Origin of the sequence: Nocardioides antri (assembly GCF_008373765.1) — a bacterium.
In the GTDB taxonomy this organism is placed as follows: Bacteria; Actinomycetota; Actinomycetes; order Propionibacteriales; family Nocardioidaceae; genus Nocardioides; species Nocardioides antri.
The window spans coordinates 184,908-209,981 of the sequence record NZ_VUJW01000011.1 but is presented as its reverse complement, the minus strand read 5'-3'; the positions used below and the strand labels follow the sequence as shown (position 1 = coordinate 209,981).

The 25,074-nt window shown below is 72.1% G+C and carries 27 protein-coding genes and 1 tRNA gene; 19 read left to right on the top strand and 9 right to left on the bottom strand.

The window, feature by feature from the left end:
- Nucleotides 1-12: 12 nt before the first annotated feature.
- On the top strand, nt 13-735 hold the full coding sequence (locus F0U47_RS18290; protein ID WP_149751916.1) for a ferritin-like fold-containing protein: 723 nt from the start codon (nt 13-15) through the stop codon (nt 733-735).
- Here F0U47_RS18290 and F0U47_RS18285 read toward each other — a convergent pair.
- Nucleotides 677-1,621, bottom strand: a complete 945-nt coding sequence (locus F0U47_RS18285; RefSeq protein ID WP_149751915.1) for a sterol desaturase family protein — start codon at nt 1,619-1,621, stop codon at nt 677-679. The two genes, F0U47_RS18290 and F0U47_RS18285, sit on opposite strands and share 59 nt — an antisense overlap.
- A 105-nt stretch (nt 1,622-1,726) precedes the next feature.
- Between F0U47_RS18285 and eno the strand changes: the two genes are divergently transcribed.
- Genes eno through def form a run of 7 tightly spaced genes read left to right on the top strand, consistent with a single transcriptional unit; the run spans nt 1,727 to nt 7,645 of the window.
- Entirely contained in the window at nt 1,727-3,004 is a 1,278-nt protein-coding gene (gene eno, locus F0U47_RS18280; protein WP_149751914.1) for a phosphopyruvate hydratase, read from the top strand.
- Nucleotides 3,005-3,039: 35 nt separating this feature from the next.
- A complete protein-coding gene (locus F0U47_RS18275) occupies nt 3,040-3,630 on the top strand; it encodes an FtsB family cell division protein (protein WP_149751913.1) in 591 nt (196 codons plus the stop codon).
- Between the two features lie 7 nt (nt 3,631-3,637).
- A complete protein-coding gene (locus tag F0U47_RS18270; RefSeq protein ID WP_149751912.1) occupies nt 3,638-4,144 on the top strand; it encodes a DUF501 domain-containing protein in 507 nt (168 codons plus the stop codon).
- The gene (locus F0U47_RS18265; protein ID WP_149751911.1) at nt 4,137-5,048 is read left to right on the top strand and encodes a Ppx/GppA phosphatase family protein; all 912 of its coding nucleotides are present in this window, start codon (nt 4,137-4,139) and stop codon (nt 5,046-5,048) included. Before F0U47_RS18270 ends, F0U47_RS18265 begins: the two co-directional genes overlap by 8 nt.
- 47 nt (nt 5,049-5,095) lie before the next feature.
- Nucleotides 5,096-6,514 (top strand): serine/threonine-protein kinase, encoded by a 1,419-nt coding sequence (locus F0U47_RS18260; protein WP_149751910.1) that lies wholly within the window; start codon nt 5,096-5,098, stop codon nt 6,512-6,514.
- A gap of 25 nt (nt 6,515-6,539) precedes the next feature.
- The gene (locus F0U47_RS18255) at nt 6,540-7,082 is read left to right on the top strand and encodes a glycine cleavage system transcriptional repressor (RefSeq protein ID WP_149751909.1); all 543 of its coding nucleotides are present in this window, start codon (nt 6,540-6,542) and stop codon (nt 7,080-7,082) included.
- Entirely contained in the window at nt 7,079-7,645 is a 567-nt protein-coding gene (gene def, locus F0U47_RS18250; protein ID WP_246159691.1) for a peptide deformylase, read from the top strand. The genes F0U47_RS18255 and def overlap by 4 nt, the downstream gene beginning before the upstream one ends.
- A gap of 14 nt (nt 7,646-7,659) precedes the next feature.
- Here def and F0U47_RS18245 read toward each other — a convergent pair whose 3' ends face one another.
- Complete coding sequence (locus tag F0U47_RS18245; protein WP_149751908.1) at nt 7,660-8,478, bottom strand: alpha/beta fold hydrolase; 819 nt, start codon at nt 8,476-8,478, stop codon at nt 7,660-7,662.
- Between the two features lie 31 nt (nt 8,479-8,509).
- On the opposite strand from F0U47_RS18245, the gene F0U47_RS18240 reads away from it, so the two are divergent.
- The 5 genes from F0U47_RS18240 (at nt 8,510) to F0U47_RS18220 (ending at nt 13,258) form a co-directional block, all read left to right on the top strand.
- A tRNA-Leu gene (locus tag F0U47_RS18240) sits at nt 8,510-8,583 on the top strand.
- Nucleotide 8,584: 1 nt separating this feature from the next.
- Nucleotides 8,585-9,280 (top strand): SAM-dependent methyltransferase, encoded by a 696-nt coding sequence (locus F0U47_RS18235; RefSeq protein WP_149751907.1) that lies wholly within the window; start codon nt 8,585-8,587, stop codon nt 9,278-9,280.
- Nucleotides 9,281-9,312: 32 nt separating this feature from the next.
- Nucleotides 9,313-10,833, top strand: a complete 1,521-nt coding sequence (locus tag F0U47_RS18230) for a cellulase family glycosylhydrolase (RefSeq protein WP_149751906.1) — start codon at nt 9,313-9,315, stop codon at nt 10,831-10,833.
- 124 nt (nt 10,834-10,957) lie between these two features.
- Nucleotides 10,958-11,800, top strand: coding sequence for a Bax inhibitor-1/YccA family protein (locus F0U47_RS18225; RefSeq protein WP_149751905.1), 843 nt, complete (start codon nt 10,958-10,960; stop codon nt 11,798-11,800).
- A gap of 138 nt (nt 11,801-11,938) precedes the next feature.
- Nucleotides 11,939-13,258 carry a hypothetical protein gene (locus F0U47_RS18220; protein WP_149751904.1) on the top strand — a complete coding sequence of 440 codons (1,320 nt, stop codon included), beginning with the start codon at nt 11,939-11,941 and terminating at the stop codon, nt 13,256-13,258.
- Nucleotides 13,259-13,262: 4 nt separating this feature from the next.
- Here the strand turns inward: F0U47_RS18220 and F0U47_RS18215 are convergent, their stop codons facing one another.
- Nucleotides 13,263-14,309, bottom strand: a complete 1,047-nt coding sequence (locus F0U47_RS18215) for an SGNH/GDSL hydrolase family protein (RefSeq protein WP_149751903.1) — start codon at nt 14,307-14,309, stop codon at nt 13,263-13,265.
- 41 nt (nt 14,310-14,350) lie between these two features.
- On the opposite strand from F0U47_RS18215, the gene F0U47_RS18210 reads away from it, so the two are divergent.
- Both F0U47_RS18210 and F0U47_RS18205 read left to right on the top strand, forming a co-directional pair.
- Entirely contained in the window at nt 14,351-15,760 is a 1,410-nt protein-coding gene (locus tag F0U47_RS18210) for a cystathionine beta-synthase (RefSeq protein WP_149751902.1), read from the top strand.
- Nucleotides 15,757-16,263 (top strand): GNAT family N-acetyltransferase, encoded by a 507-nt coding sequence (locus F0U47_RS18205; RefSeq protein WP_149751901.1) that lies wholly within the window; start codon nt 15,757-15,759, stop codon nt 16,261-16,263. The genes F0U47_RS18210 and F0U47_RS18205 overlap by 4 nt, the downstream gene beginning before the upstream one ends.
- A gap of 13 nt (nt 16,264-16,276) precedes the next feature.
- Here F0U47_RS18205 and F0U47_RS18200 read toward each other — a convergent pair whose 3' ends face one another.
- Complete coding sequence (locus F0U47_RS18200) at nt 16,277-16,690, bottom strand: MarR family winged helix-turn-helix transcriptional regulator (RefSeq protein ID WP_149751900.1); 414 nt, start codon at nt 16,688-16,690, stop codon at nt 16,277-16,279.
- Between the two features lie 86 nt (nt 16,691-16,776).
- On the opposite strand from F0U47_RS18200, the gene F0U47_RS18195 reads away from it, so the two are divergent.
- On the top strand, nt 16,777-18,243 hold the full coding sequence (locus F0U47_RS18195; protein WP_149751899.1) for an MFS transporter: 1,467 nt from the start codon (nt 16,777-16,779) through the stop codon (nt 18,241-18,243).
- A 31-nt stretch (nt 18,244-18,274) separates the two neighbouring features.
- Here F0U47_RS18195 and F0U47_RS18190 read toward each other — a convergent pair whose 3' ends face one another.
- Together F0U47_RS18190 and F0U47_RS18185 are read right to left on the bottom strand one after the other, a co-directional pair.
- Nucleotides 18,275-19,114: a metal-dependent hydrolase gene (locus F0U47_RS18190; protein WP_149751898.1), complete on the bottom strand. Its 840-nt coding sequence runs from the start codon at nt 19,112-19,114 to the stop codon at nt 18,275-18,277.
- Between the two features lie 9 nt (nt 19,115-19,123).
- On the bottom strand, nt 19,124-20,056 hold the full coding sequence (locus tag F0U47_RS18185) for a GNAT family N-acetyltransferase (RefSeq protein ID WP_149751897.1): 933 nt from the start codon (nt 20,054-20,056) through the stop codon (nt 19,124-19,126).
- A gap of 77 nt (nt 20,057-20,133) precedes the next feature.
- Between F0U47_RS18185 and fdxA the strand changes: the two genes are divergently transcribed.
- Genes fdxA through F0U47_RS18170 form a run of 3 tightly spaced genes read left to right on the top strand, consistent with a single transcriptional unit; the run spans nt 20,134 to nt 22,509 of the window.
- Complete coding sequence (fdxA, locus tag F0U47_RS18180) at nt 20,134-20,460, top strand: ferredoxin (RefSeq protein WP_149751896.1); 327 nt, start codon at nt 20,134-20,136, stop codon at nt 20,458-20,460.
- A gap of 17 nt (nt 20,461-20,477) precedes the next feature.
- On the top strand, nt 20,478-21,608 hold the full coding sequence (gene dapC, locus F0U47_RS18175) for a succinyldiaminopimelate transaminase (RefSeq protein ID WP_149751895.1): 1,131 nt from the start codon (nt 20,478-20,480) through the stop codon (nt 21,606-21,608).
- A 31-nt stretch (nt 21,609-21,639) separates the two neighbouring features.
- Complete coding sequence (locus tag F0U47_RS18170) at nt 21,640-22,509, top strand: CE1 family esterase (protein WP_149751894.1); 870 nt, start codon at nt 21,640-21,642, stop codon at nt 22,507-22,509.
- A 31-nt stretch (nt 22,510-22,540) separates the two neighbouring features.
- Here the strand turns inward: F0U47_RS18170 and F0U47_RS18165 are convergent, their stop codons facing one another.
- From F0U47_RS18165 to dapD, 3 genes are all read right to left on the bottom strand, one after another.
- Nucleotides 22,541-22,921 (bottom strand): hypothetical protein, encoded by a 381-nt coding sequence (locus F0U47_RS18165; RefSeq protein WP_149751893.1) that lies wholly within the window; start codon nt 22,919-22,921, stop codon nt 22,541-22,543.
- Nucleotides 22,922-23,028: 107 nt separating this feature from the next.
- Nucleotides 23,029-23,988, bottom strand: a complete 960-nt coding sequence (locus F0U47_RS18160) for a VldE C-terminal domain-containing protein (protein WP_149751892.1) — start codon at nt 23,986-23,988, stop codon at nt 23,029-23,031.
- Nucleotides 23,989-24,028: 40 nt separating this feature from the next.
- Nucleotides 24,029-24,967: a 2,3,4,5-tetrahydropyridine-2,6-dicarboxylate N-succinyltransferase gene (gene dapD / locus F0U47_RS18155; protein WP_246159690.1), complete on the bottom strand. Its 939-nt coding sequence runs from the start codon at nt 24,965-24,967 to the stop codon at nt 24,029-24,031.
- Nucleotides 24,968-25,074: the final 107 nt, after the last annotated feature.

Genomic DNA, 25,074 nt, shown 5'->3' with positions numbered 1-25,074 from the left:
TACCCTGCCCGCATGGCTGAATCCGACGCTGGGTCCTACGCGGTGGCCCCCGACGAGCTCCCTGTTGCGCTCACCGATCCGGCGTACCGCCAGGCCGTCGTCGAGCTGCTCGCCGTCATCGCGTACGGCGAGCTCTCCGCGTTCGAGCGGCTGTCCGAGGACGCCAAGCTGGCGCCCTCGCTGGAGGACAAGCTGGCGCTCGCGCAGATGGCCGGCGCGGAGCTGGCCAAGGTCCAGCCGCTGGTCGACCGGATCACCCAGCTCGGCGGCGACCCGTTCGCGGCGATGGCAGAGCTCCACCAGGCGGTCGACGCGTTCCACGCCCACACCGCGCCGTCCGACTGGTACGAAGGCCTCGTCAAGGCCTACGTCGGCGACAGCCTGGTGCGTGACTTCTACCGCGAGATCGCGGCCTACCTCGACGCCGACACCCGCGACCTGGTCGTCTCCTCCACCGTCGAGGGACAGCACGCTGCGTTCGCGGTCGACCGGATCCGGCAGGCGATCGTCGCCGAGCCGCGGCTCGGCGGCCGGCTCGCCCTGTGGGGCCGCCGGATCATGGGCGAGGCGCTGACCCAGGCCCAGAGCGTCGCGGCGGAGCGGGACGCGCTGACCGCGCTGCTCGTCGGCGGCGTCGACCGGCCGGGCCTCGACCTGGCCGCGCTCGGCCGGATGTTCACCCGCCTGACGGAGCGCCACTCGGAGCGGATGGCAGAGCTGGGCCTGGAGGCCTAGGCAGGTCCGCCCGCTCGGGCGGCGCCCACCCCGGCGGCCCGAAGAGGTAGCCGAGCCGCTCCCGCCAGCTCCGCGCCGCGCGGACGTTGCGGACGATCTGGCCGTAGTCGCCGTACTGCAGCTTGATCACGTTGTAGGTGCCGACCGGCTTCGTGAGGCCGTACGTCGGGCGCTGCCGCTCGGGCTGGAAGCTGCCGAACAGCCGGTCCCACACGATGAGGATCCCGGCGTAGTTCTTGTCGAGGTACTCCGGGTCGGACCCGTGGTGCACCCGGTGGTGGGACGGTGTGTTGAACACCCACTCGACCGGCCGCGGCAGCCGGTCGATCAGCTCGGTGTGCACGAAGAACTGGTAGATCAGGTTGATCCCGAACGCGACGTAGAGCGACCACGGGGCGAAGCCGAGCAGGGGGAGCGGGACCCAGAAGAGCAGCTCGAACCACGGGTTCCACTTCTGGCGCAGGGCGGTGCCGAAGTTCATGTACTCGCTCGAGTGGTGCGCCTGGTGCGCCGCCCAGCCGATGTTGACCCGGTGCACGAACCGGTGCTGCCAGTAGTAGAAGAAGTCGAGCGTCAGGATCACCGCCGGCCAGTACCACCAGGCGTCGGTGTCGAGGTGCACCGGCGCGACGTGCTCGTAGAGCGCCAGGTAGCCGAAGAACCCCATGACCTTCAGCAGGGTCAGCGAGCCGATCGAGCCGAGCCCCATCAGCAGGCTCGCGCGGGCGTCCGGGGCGTGGTAGCCGGTCGGCGGCCTGTTGCCGAGCGTGGTGTTGTCGTCGTGGTCGAGCCACTTCAGGGCCGCCAGCTCGATGGCGATGCTGAGCAGGAAGAACGGGATCGCGTAGGTCACCGGGTTCTTCCACGGGTCGAGCAGGTCCTGCACCCGTGCATGGTAGGCGGCTCGCCCGGTGGGTGGTGCCCGAACCGGAGCGTGGCCACGGCTAGGCTCAGTCGACGTACGGACCGGACTATCCAGGAGCAGCTACAAGTGGCAGCCATCGAAGCCGTCGGCGCCCGCGAGATCCTCGACTCGCGCGGCAACCCCACTGTCGAGGTGGAGGTGCTCCTCGACGACGGGTCCTTCGCCCGCGCGGCCGTCCCCAGCGGTGCGTCGACCGGCGCCTTCGAGGCGGTGGAGCTCCGCGACGGTGGTGACCGCTACCTCGGCAAGGGCGTGCAGAACGCCGTCGAGGCCGTCATCCAGACCCTCGGCCCCGCGATCGAGGGCCTCGACGCGGCCGACCAGCGGCTGATCGACCAGACCATGCTCGAGGTCGACGCCACGCCCAACAAGGCGAAGGTCGGCGCCAACGCGATCCTCGGCGTCTCGCTCGCGGTCGCCCGCGCCGCGGCCGACTCCGCGGACCTCCCGCTCTACCGCTACGTCGGCGGACCCAACGCCCACCTGCTGCCGGTGCCGATGATGAACATCCTCAACGGCGGTGCCCACGCGGACACCAACGTCGACATCCAGGAGTTCATGATCGCGCCGATCGGTGCCGCGACCTTCCGCGACGCCCTCCGCACGGGCGCCGAGGTCTACCACGCGCTCAAGTCGGTGCTGAAGAGCCGCAGCCTCGCGACCGGTGTGGGCGACGAGGGCGGCTTCGCGCCCGACCTCGAGTCCAACCGTGCCGCCCTCGACCTGATCGCCGAGGCGGTCGACAAGGCCGGCTACGAGCTGGGCAAGGACATCGTGCTCGCGCTCGACGTCGCGGCCTCGGAGTTCTTCGACGACGGCACCTACACCTTCGAGGGTGCGAAGAAGTCGGCCGACGAGATGATCGCCTACTACAGCGAGCTCGTGGCGGCCTACCCGATCGTCAGCATCGAGGACCCGCTCGACGAGGACGACTGGGACGGCTGGAAGGCCATCACCGACGCCCTCGGCACCAAGACCCAGCTCGTCGGCGACGACCTGTTCGTCACCAACGTCGAGCGCCTGCAGCGCGGCATCACCGGCGGCCAGGCCAACGCGCTGCTGGTCAAGGTCAACCAGATCGGCTCGCTCACCGAGACCCTCGACTCCGTCGACCTGGCCCACCGCAGCGGCTTCCGCTGCATGATGAGCCACCGGTCCGGCGAGACCGAGGACACCACGATCGCCGACCTCGCGGTCGCGACGAACTGCGGCCAGATCAAAACCGGCGCGCCGGCGCGGTCCGAGCGGGTGGCGAAGTACAACCAGCTGCTCCGGATCGAGGACGAGCTCGGCGACGCGGCGCGCTACGCCGGCGCGGCCGCCTTCCCGCGGTTCCAGGGCTGACCAGCACCCGACACGACGCACCGAAGGGGGTACGGATGGCTGCCACACCCGGCGACCGTCGTACCCCTGCCAGGCGACCGGGCCGCCCGAGTCGCTCCGGCCCGGCCGCGGCCCGGCGCCCGGAGCGCAAGCGTGCCGAGCGGGAGCGGGTCGCGACCGTCGCCCGGGTGCGCGCGGAGGAGCGGCACCGCTCGCGGCTGACCGGCCGGGCGGCCATCCTCGTGCTCGTGCTCGCGGTGCTGGCGGTGTCCTACGCCTCGTCGCTGCGGGCCTACCTGCAGCAGCGCGACAAGCTCGACTCCCTCGAAGCCGTGATCGCCGAGAAGGAGGCGTCGATCCGCGAGCTCGAGCGGGAGGCGGAGCGCGGCAAGGACCCCGCGTTCCTCACCCAGGAGGCGCGCAAGTTCGGTTACGTCTGGCCCGGCGAGACGCCGTTCTCCGTTATCGACGAGAACGGCGAGCCGCTGACCGAGGCCGAGCTCGACGACCCCTCCTCGGTGGGGGAGGAGCAGGAGGCGGCGGCGTGGTACGACGGCGTCTGGCAGTCCGTGAAGCTGGCGGGCCACCCGCCGACGAAGATCCCGCCGCAGCCCGAGAAGCGGATCGTGGGGACCGAGGACGAGTGAGCGGCACGTGAGTGACGAGGCCGTGATCGCTGCACAGCTCGGCCGGCCGCCGCGGGGCATCCACGCGGTCGGGCACCGCTGTCCCTGCGGCAACCCCGACGTCGTGACGACGGAGCCGCGGCTGCCGAACGGGACGCCGTTCCCCACCACCTACTACCTGACCTGCCCCCGGGTGAATTCCCGGATCGGCACGCTCGAGGCGTCCGGCCTGATGCGCACGATGCAGGACCGGCTCGGCACCGACCCGGAGCTCGCGGAGGCCTACCGGCGGGCGCACGAGAGCTATCTCGCCGACCGTGCCGCCGTCGGCGAGGCGGCGGGCCTCGACGTGCCGGAGATCGAGGGCATCTCCGCCGGCGGCATGCCCGACCGCGTCAAGTGCCTCCACGTCCTGGCCGCGCACGCCCTCGCCGCCGGGCCCGGGGTCAACCCGCTCGGCGACGAGGTGCTGGAGGCCCTGGGCGACTGGTGGGCGTCCGGCCCGTGCGTCACGGAGGCCGCCCCCGGTGGTTGAGGCCTCGAGACCCGTCGCCGCGATCGACTGCGGGACGAACACGATCAAGCTGCTCATCGGCGACCTGCCCGACGTGGCGGTGCGGGAGAGCCGGATGGTGCGGCTCGGCCAGGCCGTCGACGCCACCGGCCGGCTCGCCCCGGAGGCGTTGGAGCGAGCGTTCGCCGCCATCGACGAGTACGCCGCCCTGATCGCCGAGCACGGTGCGGAGCGGATCCGGTTCTGCGCGACGTCGGCGACCCGGGACGCCGAGAACTCCGCCGAGTTCACCGCCGGCGTCCGGTCCCGGCTCGGGATCGAGCCGGAGGTGCTCTCGGGCGACGAGGAGGCGCGGCTCGCCTTCGACGGTGCCCTCCGCGGGACCGACCCGCTGCCCGAGCCGGTGCTGGTCATCGACATCGGCGGCGGGTCGACGGAGCTGATCCTGGGCGACCGGGCGACCGGCCCGCAGGCGTCGTACTCCATGGACATCGGGTCGGTGCGGCTGCACGAGCGCTGCCTCGGCGCAGACCCCGCGACCTCGGAGCAGGTCGCCACCTGCGTGGCCGCGATCGACGCGGCCCTCGACGCCTGCCCGGTCGACCCGGCGGACGCCGCGGCGGTCATCGGCATCGCCGGGACGATCACCACCGTCGCTGCCGGCGTGCTCGGTCTGACGGCCTACGACCGGACGCTGATCCACGGCCGGACGCTCGACGTCGACGCCGTGCACCGCAAGGTCGACGACCTGGTGCGTGCGACCCGGGCCGAGCGACTGGCGCTGGGCTACGTGCACCCCGGTCGCGCCGACGTCATCGACGCCGGGGCACTCATCCTGTCGCGGGTCCTCCGCCGGACCGCTCTGCCCACGATGACGGTCGCCGAGACCGACATCCTCGACGGCATCGCCTGGTCGCTCGCCTGATCGTGGAAATGTCTGCGGTGCGCTTCGTGCGCGCGTAGGTTCCGAGGATGACCGCCGTCGGAGGCATGTCGGAGCAGCAGGTGCTGGCCGTCGGGCGGTCCCTGCTCACCGAGCTCGCGCGGCTCCACGAGAGCGGGCGGGTCAGCGGAGCCGTCGGGCCGGGGACCGTCCTGGTCGACGACCAGGGCGTGGTGCACCTGGTCGAGGGACCGCCGGACCAGGCCTACGCGAGCCCGGAGGTGCTGACCGGACAGCCGGCGACCGAGCGGAGCGACCTCTACTCGGCGGGGGCGCTGCTCGCGCACCTGTTCCGGGGTCGCCCCACCCTGCCGCCGACGGCCGCCGATCTCGACCGCGGGATCGCCTGGCTTCTCGGTCCGGTGCTGGAGGTCGACCCCGCGGTGCGGCCCGGGTCGGCCGCTGCGATGGTCGGTGCGATCGACCAGCTCGCCGAGCAGCGGCACGGGCCCGACTGGCGTCGTGCTGCCGCGCTCGCCGGCCTCACGGGCGCGGCCGGCTCGGTGCCGGTGGTGGTGCTCGCGAGCGGTGGCAGTGCGGCGGCGACGGGCGTAGCGGGCGCTGCCGGTGCGGCAGGTGTGGCCAGCGCTGCCGGTGGTGTCGGCGGCGCGGGGTCCGCTGGCTCCGCCGTCGCGACCGGCGCTGCCGGCGGGGTCGGCGGCCAGGTCGCCGCAGGCGGAGGTGCCGCGGCGTCGCAGGCCGGGGCGGCAGGGGCCGGCCAGGGCGTGGTCTCGGCCGGCGGCGCCCAGGCGGCCGGCCACGGCGGCGCGCACGCGGTCGGCGGTGGGATCACGAAGAGCCTCGTCCTCAAGGTCGGCGCAGCCGTGACAGCCGGCAGCGTGGGCGTCGCCGGCGCTGCGGTCGCCTTCGTCGTGCTGACCGGAGGCGAGACGAGGAACGTCGACGTCCCGGCGACGGCGAACATCTACCTGATCGGCGCGGACGACGAGACCACCGCGCAGCTCACCGACCCGGGCACGGACCCGGAGGCGGTCGACGTCGAGGGCGCCGGGACGGTGTCGTTCCCCTCGGTCGAGGGGGAGGTCGGCGCGTGCGACGGCTGCGAGCTCGAGCCGCCGGACGGCGGCAACATCTCCTTCGCCTCGACGGGGATCACGGCCTTCAACGGCATCGCCGGGGTCGTCCACGCCGACCGGACGCTGTTCGTGGTCGGGGTCTTCGTGGGCGACGACCAGCCGACGCAGCCCGACACGGCAGTGGTGGACCTCACCGACGCCGACGAGGACCTCGAGCAGGAGCCCGACCTCGGAGAGCCGTTCTTCATCGGTGACGGCGAGACCGGGGAGGGCGAGCCGCAGGAGGTCGTCGTACCCGACGGTGCGACGACGCTCTACCTCGGCTTCGCCGACGCGTACGGGTTCGCCGGCTCGCCGGGGGCGTACGGCGACAACGACGGATCCGTGGACGTCGAGGTCGCCGTCGACTGAGGACTCGGGCTGGGATGATGGTCCGATGACCACCGCGCGCCTCTACGCCGTCACCGTCCTCGGGCACGACCGTCCCGGGATCATCGCCGGGACGACCGCCGGTCTCGCTGGCCTCGGGCTCAACATCGAGGACTCGACGATGACCCTGCTCCGCGGTCACTTCGCCATGATGCTGCTCTGCTCGACCGTCGGCTCCGGTGAGCCGGTGGAGGCCTCCGACATCGAGCGGGCGCTCGCGCCGCTGACGGCGGACGGCGACCTCGACGTGTCCGTGCGACCGGTGACCGACGAGCCGACACCGTCGTCGGCCGCGAGCTCGTGGGTGCTGACGGTGCACGGGGGAGACCGTCCCGGGATCGTGTCCGCCGTCGCGCAGGAGGTGGCGTCGTTCGGCGGCAACATCACCGACCTGACGACCCGGCTGTCGGGCGACCTCTACCTCCTGGTCGCGGAGCTGGACCTGCCCGCCGGTGCCGACGCGTCGGCCGTGGAGGCCGCCATCAAGGCCGCGGCGCAGCAGGTCGGGGTCACCGCCACGCTGCGCGCGGCGGAGTCCGACGACCTGTGAGCGAGAAGAGCGGCAGCGACCGACTGCGGAGCTGGACCGAGGCGGAGCTCGGCCTGCCGGGCCGGGTCCTCGAGGTCGTCCGGGCGCCGGACCCGGTGCTCGCGACGGCGGGGGAGCCGGTCGACCCGACATCGCCGGAGACGGTGCAGCTGGCGGCCGACCTGGTGGCGACGATGCGGGTGAGCCCGGGGTGTGTCGGGCTGGCCGCCCAGCAGGTGGGTGTCGCCGCGCAGGTCTTCTGCGTCGACGTCTCCGCCCACCCGAAGGCGCGCACCTGCCACGACACCTTCGTCCTCTGCAACGCCGAGGTGCTCGAGTCGAGCCGCAACGAGCGCGCCCGGGAGGGCTGCATGAGCGTTCCCGACTTCACCGGTGACGTGAAGCGGGCGTCCCGGCTGGTCGTTCGCGGCCGGCTGCCCGGCAGCGGCGAGGAGGTCACGGTCGCCACCGACGCGTTCGAGGCCCGCGCGCTGCAGCACGAGATCGACCACTGCCAGGGGCTCCTGTTCCTCGACCGGGTCGCCGGCGCGCACGCCGTGCACCCCCGGCAGACCTACCTGTAGCCCGGATCGACCCGTCAGCCCGCGGCGAACTCTCGCACCAGCCGCGCCGACTCCTCCGGACGCTCCCAGAAGAACAGGTGTCCCGCGCCGTCGAGCAGCTCCAGCCGGGCGCCCGGGATGAGCTCGGCGAGCCGCACCCCGCCGTCCGGTCGGATCACCCGGTCGAGGGTGCCGTGCAGCACCAGCGTTGGGATATCCAGGTCTCCGAGCCGGTCGACGGCGTCGTGCGCCGTCGCCGCGCTCATCTGCATCAGGATCACCGGCCCGGGGACCTTGACCGCGCCGGCCACGGTGGTGAAAGCCTCGAAGGCGCCGGGCTGCTCGGCGAACTCCGGTGAGACGTTGGCCGCGAACATCAGCCGCGCCGCGGTCATCAGGTCCCCGCTGGTCGCGGCGCTCGCGATGTCCCTTACGGCCTCGCCCCACACGGGTGCGCCATCGGGCAGCGCTCCGGGCCAGGTGCAGCCGAGGGTGAGCGTCCGGACCCGCTCCGGCGCGGTGAGCGCGACCTGCTGGGCGACCGTGCCGCCCATCGAGATGCCCATCACGTGGGCCGACTCCCAGCCGACGTGGTCCATCACGGCGAGCGCGTCGGTCGCCAGGTCGCCGATCGTGAAGTCCGCCTCCGCCCGCGCGCTGGAGCCGATCCCGCGGTGGTCGAACGCGACGACGTCGAACTGCTCGGCCAGTTCGGCGAGGAACGCCTCGGACCACATGCCGTGGTGACCGCCCACCCCCATCACCAGCAGCAGCGGCTCACCGGCGCCGCGTCGTACGTAGGCGAGGGCACCGCCTGGGGTGTCTGCGTGGTCGATGGTGTCCGTCGTCGTCACGGCGCTGACGCTACCGTCTGAGGACCCGGCCGCCCCCGTATCCCAACCGGCAGAGGAAAGCGCCTTAAAAGCGCTCAAGTCTGGGTTCGAATCCCAGCGGGGGCACATGAGCCATGACCACCACCACGACGCGACGCTCGACGACCTGCGAAAGGCGCTCACCCGGGAGTTCTGGGACGGGAAGTACGCCGCCAGCGATCGGGTCTGGAGCGGGAAGCCCAACCAGCGGCTGGTCGAGCAGACGTCCGACCTGACGCCCGGCCTCGCGCTCGACGTCGGGTGCGGCGAGGGTGCCGACGCGATCTGGCTCGCCGAGCAGGGCTGGGAGGTCACCGCGGTCGACGTCTCGCGGGTCGCGCTGGACCGCACCGCCCAGCACGCGATCGAGCGCGGGGTGGACAGCCGCGTCAGGGTGGGGGAGTACGACGTCCTGGCCGGTCACCCGCCCCGCCACCCGCGTCGTACCAAGGGCTTCGACCTGGTCTCGGTGCACTTCCTCCACGTGCCGCGCGAGGACTTCGACAGCGTCTACCGGCAGATCGCCGCAGCCGTCGCCCCGGGCGGCCGGCTGCTCGTGGTCGCGCACCACCCTGACGACGTCAGCAGCGGCGCCCGCCGCCCGCACGGCCCCGGCCTGCTGTTCCCGCCCGAGCAGCTGCTCTCCGCGCTCGGGGTGGAGGGCGGCTCGTCCGACGGCTGGGAGACCGAGGTCGCGGACGCCCCGGTCCGCGAGCAGCGGACGCCCGAGGGCACCGAGGTCCGCGTGCGCGACACCGTGGTCAGGCTCCTCCGCCGACCGTAGTCACCTTCCCGGCGTCCCCTCGTTGTCCTGGCATGGGTCGCCGTAGAACGTGTTCTATTGCGCTGCTCGTCGCTGCCCTCCTCGGAGCCGGCTTCGCGCAGGGCGCTGACGCCCGCGGACCGGGTCGGGTCCGCGCCGAGGTCGGGGTCCTCGCCCCGGTCTCGACGGAGGCCTCCTCCGATGTTCCGCAGCTGCGGCGGAAGGGGCGGTGGCTGGTCGACCGGCACGGCCGGGTCGTGATCGTGCACGGCTTCAACCTGGTCTGGAAGAAGGCGCCGTACGTCCCGCCGGCCACGGCGGCCGGGTTCACCGCGGCGGACGCGCGCTGGCTGAAGCGGTACGGCTTCAACGGCGTCCGGCTCGGCACGCTGTGGGCGGGGATCACGCCCGAGCGGGCCGGCGTCGGCGACCCGGCGTACCGCGCCCGCTGGCAGCGGGTGATGGACCTGCTGTCGCAGCGAGGGATCTGGATGCAGCTCGACGCGCACCAGGACATGTGGCACGAGACGTACGGCGGCGAGGGGGTGCCGGACTGGGCGGTGATTCGCCCCGCTCCCTACAACCTGGCCCCACCGGTGACCGCCCCGTTCCCGATGGGCTACTGGACGCCCGAGACGTCGACCGTCTTCGACGAGTTCTGGGCCGACAAGCACGGGCTGCTCGACGGCTGGGTGGCCGCGTGGGAGGTCGCCGCCCGCTGGTGGCGGGACCAGCCGCACCTGATGGGCTACGACCTCATCAACGAGCCGTGGATGGGCCTGGAGTGGCCGACCTGCCTGACGACCGGCTGCCCGGCGTCGTACCGCAACGAGCTGCAGCCCGCCTACGAGCAGGCGACCGCGGCCATCCGCGCGATCGACCGCAGGAACATCGTGTGGTGGGAGCCGCAGCAGTTCTCCGGCGGCCAGAAGCTCCCGACCTTCCTGGAGCCGATGGAGGGTGAGCGACGGCTCGGGCTGTCGTGGCACAACTACTGCCCCGAGGTGTTCCTGCAGTCGCAGGGGCTGCCCATCGGTGACGTGGAGAAGTGCTGGGAGTTCAGCCGCGACCGCAACCGGCACGCGCGCGAGCAGGCGGCGGAGATCAACGCGGTGCCGATGATGAGCGAGTGGGGTGCGACCGACAACGTGCGCGCGATCGAGATCGACGCCGCCGTCGCCGACGAGCACCTGATGGGGTGGCTGCACTGGGCCTACAAGCGCTGGGACGACCCCACGACGGCCGACGACGCGCAGGGCATGTTCGCCGACGACGCCGACCTCTCGACGGTGAAGCGGGCGAAGCTGCGGCGGCTGGTGCGGACCTACGCGCAGGCGGTCGCCGGCGTGCCGAGGCGAATGTCGTTCGACGTCGACACCGGGGCGTTCCGGCTCCGCTACCGGCCCGACACCCGGATCGCCGCGCCCACGAAGATCTTCGTCAGCCCGCTGCACTACCCGGGCGGCTACCGGGTACGGGTGACCGGTGGCACGGCGGTCCGGGTCCCTGGCCGGATGGTGCACGTGCGGCCCGCCGGTGCGGGGCCGGTGAAGGTCACCGTCACCCGGCGCTGACGGCGTCGTCGGCGAGTCGTAGGAGGGCCCTCGACGGGAACGTCCAGGGGCTGTGACGCGTTGTTCTGGTGTCTGACTGCCTAGACTGGGAGTCACCTACTCAGGAATCCCTTCGGAGGAGACCATGCAGAGCAACAACCCCGTGTTCCGTCGGTCGGAGGAGTACAACCGACCTGCGCCGTACGGCCAGGCGTCGTACCAGGGCTACGTCCCGGCGCCGGCGGGCTACGGCGAGCAGGGCTACGCCCCGCCCACCGCCCCGCCGACCGCGGGTCGGATGACGATCGACACCGTCGTCCAGTCCAGCGCGATGACCCTCGGCCTGGTCCTGGTGACCGCTGCGGTGACCTGGCTGATCACGCCCGACATCGAGAGCGAGGAGGCCGTCGGCGTCCTCAGCATGGCGCTGCTCATCGGTGCCGGTGGCGCGTTCGTGCTGTCCCTCGTGAACTCGTTCAAGCGCGTCATCAGCCCGGCCCTGGTGCTGGTGTTCGCCGCGTTCGAGGGTGTCGCGCTCGGTGCGCTGAGCAAGTTCTACGACGCGATGTTCCCGAGCGACCAGTACGGCGGCATCGTCGTCCAGGCGGTCGTCGGCACCTTCGCCGCGTTCGCCGGCACGCTGGCGGCCTACAAGTTCTTCAACATCCAGGTCGGACAGAAGTTCCGCACGTTCGTCATCGCCGCGATGTTCGGCATGGTCGCGCTGAGCCTGATGGAGGTCGTGCTGAGCCTGTTCAGCAGCGAGCTCGGCCTGTTCGGGTTCGGCCCGATGGGCCTGATCTTCGCGGTCGCCGGGCTGGTGCTCGGTGTGTTCATGCTGATCCTGGACTTCGACTTCATCGAGCAGGGCATCGCCAACGGGCTCCCTGCCCGGGAGTCGTGGCGGGCGGCGTTCGCGCTGACCGTCAGCCTGGTCTGGATCTACACCAACCTGCTGCGGATCCTGGCGATCCTCCAGCAGGACTGAGGTCTCGAGACGCTCGCCAGTGCGAGCGCCTCGACCACCGAAGGAACGAAGGCCCCGGAGCGATCCGGGGCCTTCGTCATCTCCGCCATGCTTCGAGCTTCCCGGGCCGTCGTCGCCGCGCGTTCGTAGGATCACCGCGTGACGTATCGCGGGTGGACGGCACCTTCCCCCACCAAGAAGCCCGCGATCGTCCTGATCGTGGTGCTCGCCCTGGTCGCGGTCGCAGCCGTCGTCGGCGTGCTGCTGACCCGGGGAGGAGACGACGGTGCCGACTGGAACGCCTTCGCGGGGATCGACGCCGAGACCGGCGAGCTGGTCGTCTACGACGACGGGGGCGAGGAGGTCGACCGGATCAACCCGGGGGTCGAGGGCCCGCTCCGGGCGGAGGGACGTGGCTCGTTCGTGGCCGTCTCGGCCGAGGACGCCGTCTCCGTGGTCGACGTCGGTGAGGGTGAGGTCGTCTGGTCCGACCAGGTCGACGGGAGCGCGCGCTGGATCCCCGGCACCAGCGCGCCCCTGCTGCTCATCGGGTCTCCGGAGGGCGGCGAGCTGCGGCTCGTCGATGCCCGGTCCGGCACCGACCTCTACCTCGGCGACGACGCCGGCCTGGAGGGGCCACTCCTCGTCGCGGAGCGGGCGGCCGCGTCGAGCGACGGGTCGACCGTCGTGGTCGCCGACGAGCACGAGTCCGTGACCGTCGTGGTCGACGTCGGGGAGGGCGAGGCGCGGTCGGTCGCCGGCCGCGTCGTGGCGGTCACCGACAAGGGCCTGGTGACGACCGGTACCGAGGACGACGCCGCGGTTGCCCGGTTCTTCAACCGCGACGGCGAGGAGCGGGGGATCGCCCCGCTGCCCGACGACGTCGCAGGTGCGCTGCTGATGGTCGACGAGACCTCGGTCGTCGGCGTGGTCGTCGGAGAGGACGAGTCGGAGGCGTTCCGGGTGAGCGCCGACGACGACGAGCCCGAGATCCTCGACGACCTCGGCCTGACCGGGGTCGCCCGGACCGTGCCGTTCCCCTCGTCCGGACGGATCGTGGTCAGCACCGACGAGGGCGGGGCGGTGCTGCTCGACGCCGACGGGGAGACGGTCGCCGAGCTGGACGGGCGCTACCTGCCGGCGTCCGGCGCCACGGGCGACCCCGAGTGCGTCACCCTCGCGGACGGCGACGAGGTCGTCGTGCACGACCTCGGGTCGGGCGACGAGATCGCGCGCGGGTCGCTGCCGGGTCCCGGTCAGCTGCTGACCTCGGTCGACGGCTGCGCGGCCGGCGCTCCCGGCCTGGCGCTCGGTCGGGACGGGGCGGTCGACGTCCCCGAGGACGCCATCGTGCACGTCTCCCCGGACGGCAAGGCCGCCCTGGTGTACGGCGGTGGCGTCGAGCTCGTCGACCTGACCGACCCGGACGCCGAGCCGGTCGACCTGCCCGACGAGGTCCGCACGTTCGTGGAGCGCTGAGCGCTCAGCCGACGGGCTCGGCCTCGGCGTTGGCGTCGGGGTCGGGTGCCTCGGACGGGGCCGGTGCCTCGGCCGCCGTCTGGGCACGGCGGCGGCGGTGCCGCAGCTCGACCCACAGCCCCCGGACACCGGCGCGCCTGCCGGCGACCTCGGTGCCGTCGAGCTCGGTGCCGGGCTCGTTGACGGCCTTGATGGCGGCCCGGGAGATCGGGAGCACGCCCTCGCCGCGGTAGGACTCGAGGGTCACCTCCTCGGCCGGGACCTCGTCGAGCGCCGCGAGCACGGACGGGAGCAGCACGTTGGCGAGGGCGCGGTAGCCCTCTGCGGACGGGTGGAACTTGTCGGGCCCGAACAGGATGGCCGGCGCGGCCGCGAACTCCGGCCCGAGGACGTCGCCGAGCGACACCGAGCGCCCGCCCTCCTCGATCGTCGCGATGGTCTGGGCGGCGGCGAGCCGGCGGGACCAGGTGCGGGCGACCTGCCGCAGCGGCGGCGCGATCGGCTGCACCGTCCCGAGGTCGGGGCAGGTGCCGACCACGACCTTCGCGCCGGCCGCGACGAGCCGGCGTACGCCCTCGGAGAGGTAGCGCACCGAATGCGAGGGCAGCACGGTGTGGGTCACGTCGTTGCCGCCGATGAGGACCACGGCGACCTCGGGCTCGATCGTCAGTGCCCGGTCGACCTGCGCGGCGAGGTCGGAGGAGCGGGCGCCGACCACGCAGACCTCCTTGAGGTAGACCCGGCGGTCGGCGTGCCGCGCCACACCGCTGGCGATCAGTGCACCTGGTGTCTGCTCGACCCGGCCGACGCCGTAGCCGGCGGCACTCGAGTCGCCGAGCAGCGCGATCCGGATCGCCGGACCGGGACGGTTGCGGCCGTACCACCCGCTCGCGTCCGGCGGCGGCTCCTCGCTGACCTCGCCGATGATCTTCCGGGCGAGCTTCGCCTCGGCGACCATCACGCCGTAGAGGCCGGCGCCGAGCGCAGACACACCGCCGCCGCCGTACAACGCGGCGGCGGCCAGCTTGCGTGCTGCTCCGGCCTTGCTCACGGGCCCACTCTACGGATGGGTCCTTCGTCTAGGTTGGGCGCATGGAGTACGTCGAGTCCCTGCTGGACCTCATCGGCAACACCCCTCTCGTCCGGCTGGCGCGGTCGATCGACGGCGTCGACGGGGGCGAGGGCGGCGACACCCCGGGCCCGCTGCTGCTGGCCAAGGTGGAATACCTCAACCCGGGCGGCTCGGTGAAGGACCGGATCGCGAGCCGGATGATCGAGGCCGCGGAGGCCTCGGGTGAGCTCCAGCCGGGCGGCACGATCGTCGAGCCCACCTCGGGCAACACCGGCGTGGGGCTGGCGATGGTGGCGCAGCAGAAGGGCTACCACTGTGTCTTCGTCTGCCCCGACAAGGTGAGCGAGGACAAGCGCAACGTGCTCAAGGCGTACGGCGCCGAGGTGGTCGTGTGCCCGACCGCCGTGCCGCCCGAGCACCCGGACTCCTACTACAACGTGTCCGACCGGCTCGCCTCGCAGCCGGGCGCGTGGAAGCCCGACCAGTACTCCAACCCGCACAACCCGCGCTCCCACTACGAGGAGACCGGACCGGAGATCTGGCGCCAGACCGACGGCCGCATCACGCACTTCGTGTGCGGGATGGGCACCGGCGGCACCATCAGCGGCGTGGGCCGCTACCTCAAGGAGCAGAACCCCGACATCTTGGTGATCGGCGCCGACCCGGCCGGCTCCGTCTACTCCGGCGGCACCGGCCGGCCCTACCTGGTCGAGGGCGTCGGCGAGGACTTCTGGCCCGAGACCTACGACCGGACCGTCGCGGACCGGGTGATCGAGGTCTCCGATGCCGACTCCTTCGCGTTCACGCGTCGGCTGGCGCGCGAGGAGGCGATGCTCGTCGGCGGGTCCTCGGGGATGGCGGCGTTCGCCGCCGCGCAGGTCACCCGGGAGCTGGCAGGCACTCCCGAGGGCGAGAACGCCGTCATCGTGGTCCTCCTCCCGGACTCGGGCCGCGGCTACCTGACGAAGGTCTTCAACGACGACTGGCTCGCGCAGTACGGCTTCACCACCGGGCAGCCCCAGGCGTCCCGGACCGTGGGGGAGGTGCTCCGGGGGAAGACGGGGACGCTGCCCGACCTCGTGCACACCCACCCGCACGAGACCATCGCCGACGCGATCGCGATCCTGCAGGAGTACGCCGTCTCGCAGATGCCGGTCGTGCGCGCGGAGCCGCCGATCGTGGCGGCCGAGGTCGCCGGCTCGGTGTCGGACCGGGCGCTGATGGACGCGCTCTACGCCGGCCGGGCGCGGCTCACCGACTCCGTCGAGCAGCACATGTCGCCGCCGCTGCCGACCGTCGGGTCGACCGAGGACGCGACCGACGCCGCGACCCTGCTCGAGTCGGCCGACGCGGTGCTCGTGCAGGAGGACGGCAAGCCGGTCGGCGTGCTCACCCGCCAGGACCTGCTCGCCTTCGTCGCCCGCGGATGAGCCGGGAGACGGGAACCGTGGTGCTGCCGGCGGGGATCCGGGAGGCGACGGTCGAGGACTCGGGCGACATCCTGCGGCTGATCCGGGAGCTCGCGACCTACGAGCGCGAGCCGGACGCCGTGGCGAACACCGCCGACCTGGTCGAGCGCTGGCTGTTCGGGCCCGAGGCGGTCGCCTCGGCGTTGGTCGCGGAGATCGAAGGCCGGGTCGTCGGCATCGCCGTGTGGTATCCCTCCTACTCGACCTGGACCGGTGCGCCCGGGGTCTACCTCGAGGACCTCTTCGTCGAGCCTGAGCACCGCGGCCACGGGTTCGGCAAGGCTTTCCTGGTCGCGCTGGCGCGGATCGCGGTGGACCGGGGCTACCAGCGGTTCGAGTGGGTCGTGCTCGACTGGAACACCCCGTCGATCGAGTTCTACGAGGCGCTCGGCGCCCGCCCGATGCGGGACTGGACGACGTACCGCGTCGAGGGGGAGCAGCTCACCGCTCTCAGCCGGCTCTGAGGCCGGCCGCGACTCAGCAGCCCCCGCCGCCCCAGGTGGCGTGCAGCACCTCACGGTGGGTGGGCAGCGCGGCGTCGTAGAGCTTGCGGCCGGCGTCGGTGAGCCGGACGAACACGCCGCGCCGGTCGGTGTCGCAGACGCTGCGGTCGACCAGCCCGTCCTTCTCGAGCCGGGCGACGGCCCGCGAGAGGGCGCTCTGGCTGAGGTAGATGTCCTGGGCGAGGTCGGCCATGCGGTACTTCCCGCAGTTGGCGTCGACCAGCCGGTCGAGCGTCTCGAACTCGCTGAGCCCGATGCCGTGCTCGTCCTGCAGCGCCTTCTCCAGCGCGCAGCTGACGGCGGCGTGCCGGTCGAGGAGCTCCCGCCACTCGCCGACGAGGCCGGTCGAAGCCGGCTGTCGGTGGTCGGTGGTAGACGTCCTCGTCATGCCCGCATCCTAGTGGGCGCGACCTTTTCATGCAAAGGCATTATTTGCACTTGCATTGAATGCACGTGCATGGAATGGTTCTCTCCATGACTTCCACACCCACCACTCTCGGCCCGGCCGCCAGCGCGACCCGCTGGACGCCGCGGGTCTGGGCGATGCTGATCACGCTCTGCATCGTGCTCTTCCTCGACGGCCTCGACGTGTCGATGATCGGCGTGGCGCTGCCGTCGATCGGCGCCGAGCTCGACCTCTCGACCTCGTCGCTGCAGTGGCTCATCAGCGGCTACGTCCTCGGGTACGGCGGCCTCCTGCTCCTCGGCGGCCGCACGGCAGACCTGCTCGGGCGCCGGCGCGTGTTCCTGATCGCGCTCGCGGTCTTCGCCCTCGCGTCGCTGCTCGGCGGCCTGGTGACCTCGGGTCCGCTCCTCATCGCGACCCGCTTCATCAAGGGCCTGGCCGCCGCGTTCACGGCGCCGACCGGCCTCTCGATCATCACGACCAACTTCCCCGAGGGCCCTGCCCGCAACAAGGCGCTGTCGATCTACACCGTGTTCGGCGCGGGCGGCTACTCCTTCGGGCTGGTCTTCGGCGGCCTGATGACCGGCGTCGGCTGGCGCTGGACCTTCCTGCTGCCGGTGCCGATCGCGCTGGCCGCGCTCGCGGCGGCGTACGTGCTGATCCCGAAGGACAAGCCCGCAGAGGAGGGCGGCCACGACATCCTCGGTGCCGTCTTCTCGACCGGCGCGATGCTGCTGCTCGTCTACACGGTCGTCAGTGCGCCCGAGGCCGGCTGGTCGTCGGCCCGGACCGTCGCCTCGTTCGTCGGCGCGGCCGTCCTGTTCGCCGCGTTCGTCGCGGTCGAGCTGCGGGTGCCGCACCCACTGATCAGGCTCGGCATCCTGCGCAAGGTCTCGCTGGTCCGCGCGAGCCTGGCGATCGTCGCGATGGGCGGCTCGTACTTCTCCTGGCAGTTCATCGTGACGCTGTACCTCCAGGACACGCTGCAGTGGAGCGCCCTCGAGCTCGCGCTGGCGCTCCTCCCGGTGGGCCTGATGGTCACCGCCTCGGCGTTCTACTCCGACCGACTGGTCGGGCGGTTCGGCACCGGCCCGATCATCGCGACGACGCTGACCGTGATGGCGATCGGCTACTTCGCCTTCCTGCGGATCGACACGTCGCCGTCGTACCTCGCGGTGATCCTCCCGGCCGTGCTGATGATCGGCATCGGCTGGATCGGGTTCCCCGCCGTCAACATCCAGGCGACGAGCGGCATCGAGGACCACGAGCAGGGACTGGCGGCCGGCGTTCTCCAGACGTCGATGCAGGTCGGACCGGCCCTGGTGCTCGCGGTCACCACCGCGATCATCACGTCCGGCGCCCCGGTGTCGACGCCGGCCGAGGCGCTCGACGCGTTCCGGCCGGGGCTGGTGTTCGCGGGCGCCGTCGCCGCGGCGGGTGCGCTGGTCGCGATCGTCGGCCTGGTCCTGGCCCGGCAGGACGACGCCGAGCCGGACATCGAGCCCGAGCCCGAGCTGGAGCTGGAGGCCGCCTGACGCCGCGGATCGATGACGCGTCGATGACGCGTCAGTGAAGGTGGTCGGCGAGCTTGCCCTCCGGCCCGAAGAGCTCCTCCGTCCATGTTCGGAGGAGCTCTTCGTTGTCGTGGTCGGAGGGGTGGAAGCCGCGCCTCATGTAGTCGGCGAGGTTGCGCGCGACGTCGGCCTGCAGGAACGGCGACCTCCGCAGACGCAGGATGCTGCGGACCAGGCGCACCGGGTTGTACGCCGCCCGGTCGCCCAGCATCGACAGCACGGTCGCGATCACGACCAGCCCGATCAGCCCGGCGCTCTGGATGACGAAGCCGAGGCGGCGCATCCACTCCCGCCCGCCGACTGCGCGGTAGACGTCGAACGCGACCGCTTTGTGCTCGGTCTCCTCCAGCGCGTGCCAGAGCAGGATGTTGCGCACCTCGGTGTCCCCGAGCAGCTCCTGTGCCTCCGGCTTGGCGAGGAGGCACTCGGCGATCGTCGCGGTGTAGTGCTCGAGCGCGGCCGTGTAGGACAGGCAGAGCCTGGCAGGGGCGCGCTTGGTCGCGTCGGCCAGCACCACCTTCACGAACCGGCTGACCCGGTGGGTCGGGTAGCCCATCTCCTGCAACCGCCGGTTGAGCTCACGGTGCTCGCGACCGTGGGTGACCTCCTGCCCGATGAACCCGCGGACCTGCTCCTTCAGCACCGGGTCGGTGACCTGGTCGGAGAAGTGCCGCACCGAGCGGATGAAGAAGTCCTCGCCGGGCGGGAACGTCGCGGACAGCACGGCCACGACGTGGCTCATGATCAGGTCGTCGTCGACGTAGTGATGGCGCAACGACCCGGGCGGGTAGCGGAACCGGATCCGGCGGACGGGGAGCACGCGGTCGTCCATTCCCGGAGGCTACGCCCGCGGCATGAGGTAGCGACAGGTGTGGTGCGGCAGCAGCTCGAGGGCGTCGTACCACGCCAGGGCGGGCGCGTTGTCGGTCTCGACGTGCAGCCAGACGGTGGTGGCGCCCTGCTCCGCGCCCCAGTCGAGCAGCTCGGCCAGGACGGCGGTCGCCAGCCCCTGCCGACGATGAGCGGGGTCGACCTCGATGGCGTGGAGCCCGAGCCAGTCGCCGTCGACCGCGGCCTCGCCGCGCGCCCAGGTCGCACTCCCGTCGGTGATGCTCGCGACGGCGCGCGGTCCCTCCGCCGACAGGTCCGCGAGGTCGGGCACCCGGCCGATGCGGCGGCGTACCCGCGCCAGCGAGGCGAGGCGGTGCTCCGCGTCGCCGGTCGGGTCGTGCACCCAACCGGCGGCGACGAACGCGTCGTCCTCAGGCGAGCCCGCCTCGACCTGGGCGTACGACGGCCGCCCGCGCTCGTCGTAGAACCGGCGCACCGCCTCGACCGCCTCGGCGAAGGGCAGGCCCGGGTCGCCCATGGCCAGGCAGGAGTTGGCCCGCCGCCGCGGCCGGCCGATCGGAGCCGGGTCGGTGCGCAGCACCCAGTCGCCCAGCGGGACGGTCTCGACCGCCGCCCAGAGAGAGGCCGTGTGCAGCTCCGCGTCGCGCGCGGAGACCCGCATCCGCACCGACGGGCGGGGCGGCACCGGCTTGCCGGAGACGATGTCGGAGATCGCGATCTCGACAGGTGGACCGTCCTCGGGCTGCACCACGCACACGCCGTCACCCCACGCGACGCAGACCCCGAGGAGGTCGGTCATCGCCGGTCCGCCGCTCGGTCCGGTCTCCCCGCGGAGCAGCCGGCGGATGACCACACGTCGGCCGACGACGTGCGGACCGAGAAGATGCCGTCCCGCATCCCGAGGGTCCTGCTCCACCGTCACCCCCGGGATACTAGGCTGACCGCTGAGACGAATATGTTTCGTGTCGCATCCGTTCCGCAGTCATCAGGAGGAACCCGGTGACCTACGTCATCTCTCAGCCGTGCGTCGACCTCAAGGACCGTGCTTGTGTCGACGAGTGCCCCGTCGACTGCATCTACGAGGGCAAGCGGATGCTCTACATCCACCCCGACGAGTGTGTCGACTGCGGTGCGTGCGAGCCGGTCTGCCCGGTCGAGGCGATCTTCTACGAGGACGACACCCCGGAGGAGTGGAAGGACTACTACGACGCCAACGTCCAGTTCTTCGACGACCTGGGCTCGCCGGGCGGCGCCGCCAAGATGGGTGTGATCGACAAGGACCACCCGTTCATCGCCGCGCTGCCGCCCCAGAACACCGACCACTGAGCCCACCGTTGGTTGAGGTGCGAGCGCAACGAGCCCCGAAACCATCGGTCTCAGCCCAGCTTCCCGACTTCCCGTGGGACAAGCTGACGTCGTACGCCGCCACGGCGCGTGCGCATCCCGACGGCCTCGTCGACCTGTCCGTCGGCACGCCGGTCGACCCGACGCCTGAGGTCGCGCAGGCCGCCCTCCGCGCCGCTGCCGACTCGCCGGGCTACCCGATGACCGTCGGCCTGCCCGAGGCCCGGCAGGCGGTGGTCGACTGGTTCGCGCGCGACCACGGCGTCACCGGGCTCGAGATCGACCAGGTGCTGCCCGTGATCGGCTCGAAGGAGCTGATCGCGTCGTTGCCCCTCCACCTCGGGGTCGGCCCCGGCGACCTCGTCGTCTACCCCGAGCTGGCCTACCCGACCTACGAGGTCGGTGCCGCGGTGGTCGGGGCCCGCACCCTGGCGTCCGACTCGCTGACGGCGCTCGGGCCGGAGACGCCGCGGCTGCTGTGGATCAACTCGCCGTCCAACCCCACCGGGCGCGTGCTCCCCAAGGACCACCTCCGGAAGGTCGTGGACTGGTGCCGCGAGCGGGGCGTCCTGCTGGTGTCCGACGAGTGCTACATCGAGTGCAGCTGGGAGGGGCCGTCGTACTCCGTGCTGCACCCCGACATCTGCGGCGGCAGCCACGACGGCATCCTGGCGGTGCACTCGCTCTCGAAGCGCTCGAACCTGGCGGGCTACCGCTGCGCGTTCGTCGCCGGTGACCGGTCCGTGATCGCCGAGCTGCTCGCCGTCCGCAAGAACCTCGGGCTGCAGATGCCCGGGCCCCAGCAGCGGGTGCTCGCGGCGGTGCTCGGCGACGACAAGCACAGCCTGGAGCAGCACGAGCGCTACGCCGCGCGCCGGGCGACGCTCCGCAGCGCGCTCGAGGCGACCGGGTTCACGATCGACCACTCCGAGGCGTCGCTCTACCTCTGGGCGACCCGCGGAGCGGACGGTCCTGACTGCTGGTCGACCGTCGCCGAGCTGGCCGACCTCGGGATCCTGGTGGCGCCGGGCTCGTTCTACGGGTCGGCCGGCTCCCAGCACGTGCGGGTGGCCTTCACCGCCACCGACGAGCGAGTCGCGGCCGCGGCCGAGCGACTCGCTCGCCTCTGACCCTCCCTGTATCACGGGTTACGGTCGGGCCGTGCGCCGCTTTCCGCTGCTCGGGATCCTGTTGCTGCTCGCCGCCTGCTCGTCCGGCGGCGACCCGGAGCCGGACGACGGGCCGACGTCATCGACACCGGCGATCCTGCTCGAGACCGACACTCCGTCGCCCGACCCGGCCGAGCCGCTCGCGGGGGACCACCGGCTCGGTGCCACCCTGCCCGACGGCGCCGAGGTCGAGTACCTCCTCCACGCCCCGCCCGCGGTCGAGCGCGGCCGGCCCCTGCCCCTCGTGCTCGTCTTCCACGGCAGTCCGGGCAGCCCGGAGGACATGGCGCGGCTGACGCGCTTCGACGCACTCGCCGACGACGAGGGGTTCCTCGTCGTCTACCCGAGCTCCGTCGGTGACCCCGAAGAGGTAGGTGCGCTGCTCGACCGCCTCACCGACGTCTGGCCGGTCGATACCCGCCGCGTCTACGCCGCCGGCTTCTCGCGCGGAGCGTCGACGACGTACGTCCTGGCCGAGGACCTGTCCCGCAGGATCGCGGCGTTCGCCCCGGTCAGCGGCATCCAGTACGGCGACTTCGCGCCCCGGTCGCCCGTCTCGCTGATCACGTTCCAGGGCGGCCGCGACGAGTTCGCGTCGGCGTTCCCCGCCGTGAACCGGCAGTGGGCACGGGGTGCCCGGTGCGACCAGCCGTCGACGACGGAGGTGACGGTCGCCGGCGGCCCCGCGCGCCGATCGGTCGCGCAGTGCGCCGCCGGGACCGAGCACGTCGTCTACCACGTCGAGCGGATGGGCCACGTCTGGCCGCGCGAGGCGACCAGGATCATCTGGGAGTTCTTCGCGGCCCACCCGCACTCGCGCGCGCTTCCGCCCGTCAGTCGGTCCGGTCGGCCCGCACGGTAGGGCTGGCAACGGCGCGTCGACCTGTGGCGGATCAGCGGGTCGCCCGGATCGTCGGGCTGAAGTCCGCCTTGCACAGCTCGGTCCGCTTCACCTTGGCGTAGAACTTGCCCTCGGTGCCGGTGTTGCCGGTGTTCCAGTCGCCGTCGGCGTCGGTGGTGTCGGACGCGAACCGGATGTCGTCGCCGCCGCCACGGGTCCCGACCTGCTTGAAGACCACGACCGTGCGGTTGGCCTCACAGGTCGCGTTGGTGCTGCTGACCTGACCGAACAGGTCGGTGCCCTGGGCCTGGATCGTCACGGTGGACGAGACGGTGGGAGCGGCCGACGCCGTGCCGGCGGTCCCGAGGGCCACGGCGGCAGCGGACGCGAGGCCGAGGAACGAGACGGCTGCGGTGCGGGTGAGAACGGACATGGGACTTCTCCTTCGGGTTGGGGGCGACCTCTCGGCCGCGGCTTCTGTGGTGTGGATGCACCCGGAGCCGGTCCCAGTTCCCGGAGGAGCGGAAGTATTTTCCCGGGCTACCCGAAGACGTCGACGTGCACGTGGTCGCGGTGCTCGAGGATCTCGGCCGAGCCGTCCCGCTCGGGCGGGTCGTAGTCGCGCCAGCCGTCACGGCCGGCGGTCCAGATCCGGTCGTCGAAGATCACGGTCCGGATCTCGAGCCGGGCGGCGTTGCCGACCAGGTAGTGGGCAACGGCCCAGCCACGCGTCTGGTTGGCGTCGTTGACGGGGCGGAAGAACACGTCGACCGCCCGGCCCTCGTAGTGCGCGGAGCCCTCCATGTGGCCGTTCGAGACACCCCCGGGCGCGAACCCACCGAGGTCGAGCTCTCCGAACCGCGTCAGGAGGTCGGTGCGCACCTCGTCCGCACGTGCGGTGAGCCCGGTGTCGACGAGGTCCTCGTCGGCGGACGGCGCCCCACCGTCGAGGTCGCAGGAGAAGGCGGCCGGGGAGAACCCCGTCAGCGCCGACGCGAGGGCGCGGGCGTCCGCCTCGTGGTCGGCGTAGGCGTCGGGGAACGCCGAGCGCTGCACCCGCTGCGCTGCCTCCGTGATCGCCATGTTCTCGTAGCCGTCGACCTGGACCAGCGCGTCGTAGAAGGCGTTGGTCGCGTACTCGCGGTCGAGGATCTGCTCCTCGGTGCCCCAGCCCTGGGAGGGCCGCTGCTGGAACAGCCCGATCGAGTCGCGGTCGCCGTAGTCGATGTTGACCAGCTTCGACTCCTGGAACGCCGTGGCGAGCGCGATCGAAACCGCCCTGGCGGGCAGGCCACGCTCGATCGCGATGGCGGCGATCAGGGTGGCGTTCTCCGCCTGCTCGCCCGAGATCTCGACCTCGTGGTCGTCGACGGTGGCCGAGCAGTCGCCGTCCGGGCCGGAGACGATGTCCTCGACGGCGTTGAAGACCACGACCCCGATCACGACGACGAGCATCAGCGCGGCCAGGCAGACCGCGACGACCAGAACACGCCCCTTCATGGTTCCGAGTCTCCGCGAGGGGTGGTTGCGCGCCGCGCGCTCAGTTGGTGTGGAGCGCGGCGTTGAGGGCGATGCCCTCGCCCTGCCACGGCACGGCCTCGACCGCACCGGTCTGGCTGTTGCGGCGGAAGAGGACGTTGCTCGTGCCCGACAGGTCGCGCGCCTTGATGACCCGCGGGTCGGCGCCGGGAAGGTGGACGAGCACCTTGGTGCCGGCGGTGACGTAGCACCCTGCCTCGACCACGCAGTCGTCGCCGAGCGAGATCCCGACGCCGGCGTTGGCGCCGATCAGGCAGCGCCGGCCGATGGAGATGACCTCCTTGCCGCCGCCCGAGAGGGTGCCCATGATCGACGCGCCGCCACCGACGTCCGACCCGTCGCCGACGACGACACCGGCCGAGATCCGGCCCTCGACCATGGACGCGCCGAGCGTGCCGGCGTTGAAGTTCACGAACCCCTCGTGCATGACCGTCGTGCCCTCGGCGAGGTGGGCACCGAGCCGGACCCGGTCCGCGTCGGCGATCCGGACGCCGGACGGCATCACGTAGTCGACCATCCGGGGGAACTTGTCCACGCCGTACACCACGACCGTCCCGACCGCGGCCTTCAGTCGGGCGCGGGTCAGCTCGAAGCCCTCGACGGCGCAGGGCCCCTCACTCGTCCACACCACGTTGGTGAGCAGGCCGAACAGGCCGTCGAGGTTGACCTCGTGGGGCGCGACCAGCCGGTGCGACAGCAGGTGCAGACGGAGCCACGCGTCGGTCGTCGACGCCGGAGCCGCCGCCAGGTCGGCGATCTCGACCAGGGAGACCCGCTTCTCGACGGCACGGACCTTGTCGCTGCCCTGCAGCGTGACCAGGTCGTCGGGCGCAGCGGCGTCGGCCGGCTTGGCTCCGAGCGCCGGGCTCGGGAACCAGGTGTCGAGCACCGAGTCGTCAGAGGCGAACGTGGTCAGGCCGAAGCCCCAGGCAGCAGTCACGTGGGGTGATTCTACGGCCCGCCGCTCGCGTCGGCCGATGCGGCGTCGGAGGCAGTCTGATTGGCCGCAGCGGCCGGCGGCGCCGTACGCTGTGACCACAGGCGCTT

Coding starts and splice junctions, on each gene's coding strand:
- F0U47_RS18290 (WP_149751916.1), top strand. CDS start 13: ATGGCTGAATCCGACGCTGGGTCCTACGCGGTGGCCCCCGACGAGCTC.
- F0U47_RS18275 (WP_149751913.1), top strand. CDS start 3,040: ATGGCTGCCACACCCGGCGACCGTCGTACCCCTGCCAGGCGACCGGGC.
- F0U47_RS18260 (WP_149751910.1), top strand. CDS start 5,096: ATGACCGCCGTCGGAGGCATGTCGGAGCAGCAGGTGCTGGCCGTCGGG.
- F0U47_RS18255 (WP_149751909.1), top strand. CDS start 6,540: ATGACCACCGCGCGCCTCTACGCCGTCACCGTCCTCGGGCACGACCGT.
- F0U47_RS18235 (WP_149751907.1), top strand. CDS start 8,585: ATGAGCCATGACCACCACCACGACGCGACGCTCGACGACCTGCGAAAG.
- F0U47_RS18230 (WP_149751906.1), top strand. CDS start 9,313: ATGGGTCGCCGTAGAACGTGTTCTATTGCGCTGCTCGTCGCTGCCCTC.
- F0U47_RS18225 (WP_149751905.1), top strand. CDS start 10,958: ATGCAGAGCAACAACCCCGTGTTCCGTCGGTCGGAGGAGTACAACCGA.
- F0U47_RS18210 (WP_149751902.1), top strand. CDS start 14,351: ATGGAGTACGTCGAGTCCCTGCTGGACCTCATCGGCAACACCCCTCTC.
- F0U47_RS18205 (WP_149751901.1), top strand. CDS start 15,757: ATGAGCCGGGAGACGGGAACCGTGGTGCTGCCGGCGGGGATCCGGGAG.
- F0U47_RS18200 (WP_149751900.1), bottom strand. CDS start 16,690: ATGACGAGGACGTCTACCACCGACCACCGACAGCCGGCTTCGACCGGC.
- F0U47_RS18195 (WP_149751899.1), top strand. CDS start 16,777: ATGACTTCCACACCCACCACTCTCGGCCCGGCCGCCAGCGCGACCCGC.
- F0U47_RS18190 (WP_149751898.1), bottom strand. CDS start 19,114: ATGGACGACCGCGTGCTCCCCGTCCGCCGGATCCGGTTCCGCTACCCG.
- F0U47_RS18165 (WP_149751893.1), bottom strand. CDS start 22,921: ATGTCCGTTCTCACCCGCACCGCAGCCGTCTCGTTCCTCGGCCTCGCG.
- F0U47_RS18160 (WP_149751892.1), bottom strand. CDS start 23,988: ATGAAGGGGCGTGTTCTGGTCGTCGCGGTCTGCCTGGCCGCGCTGATG.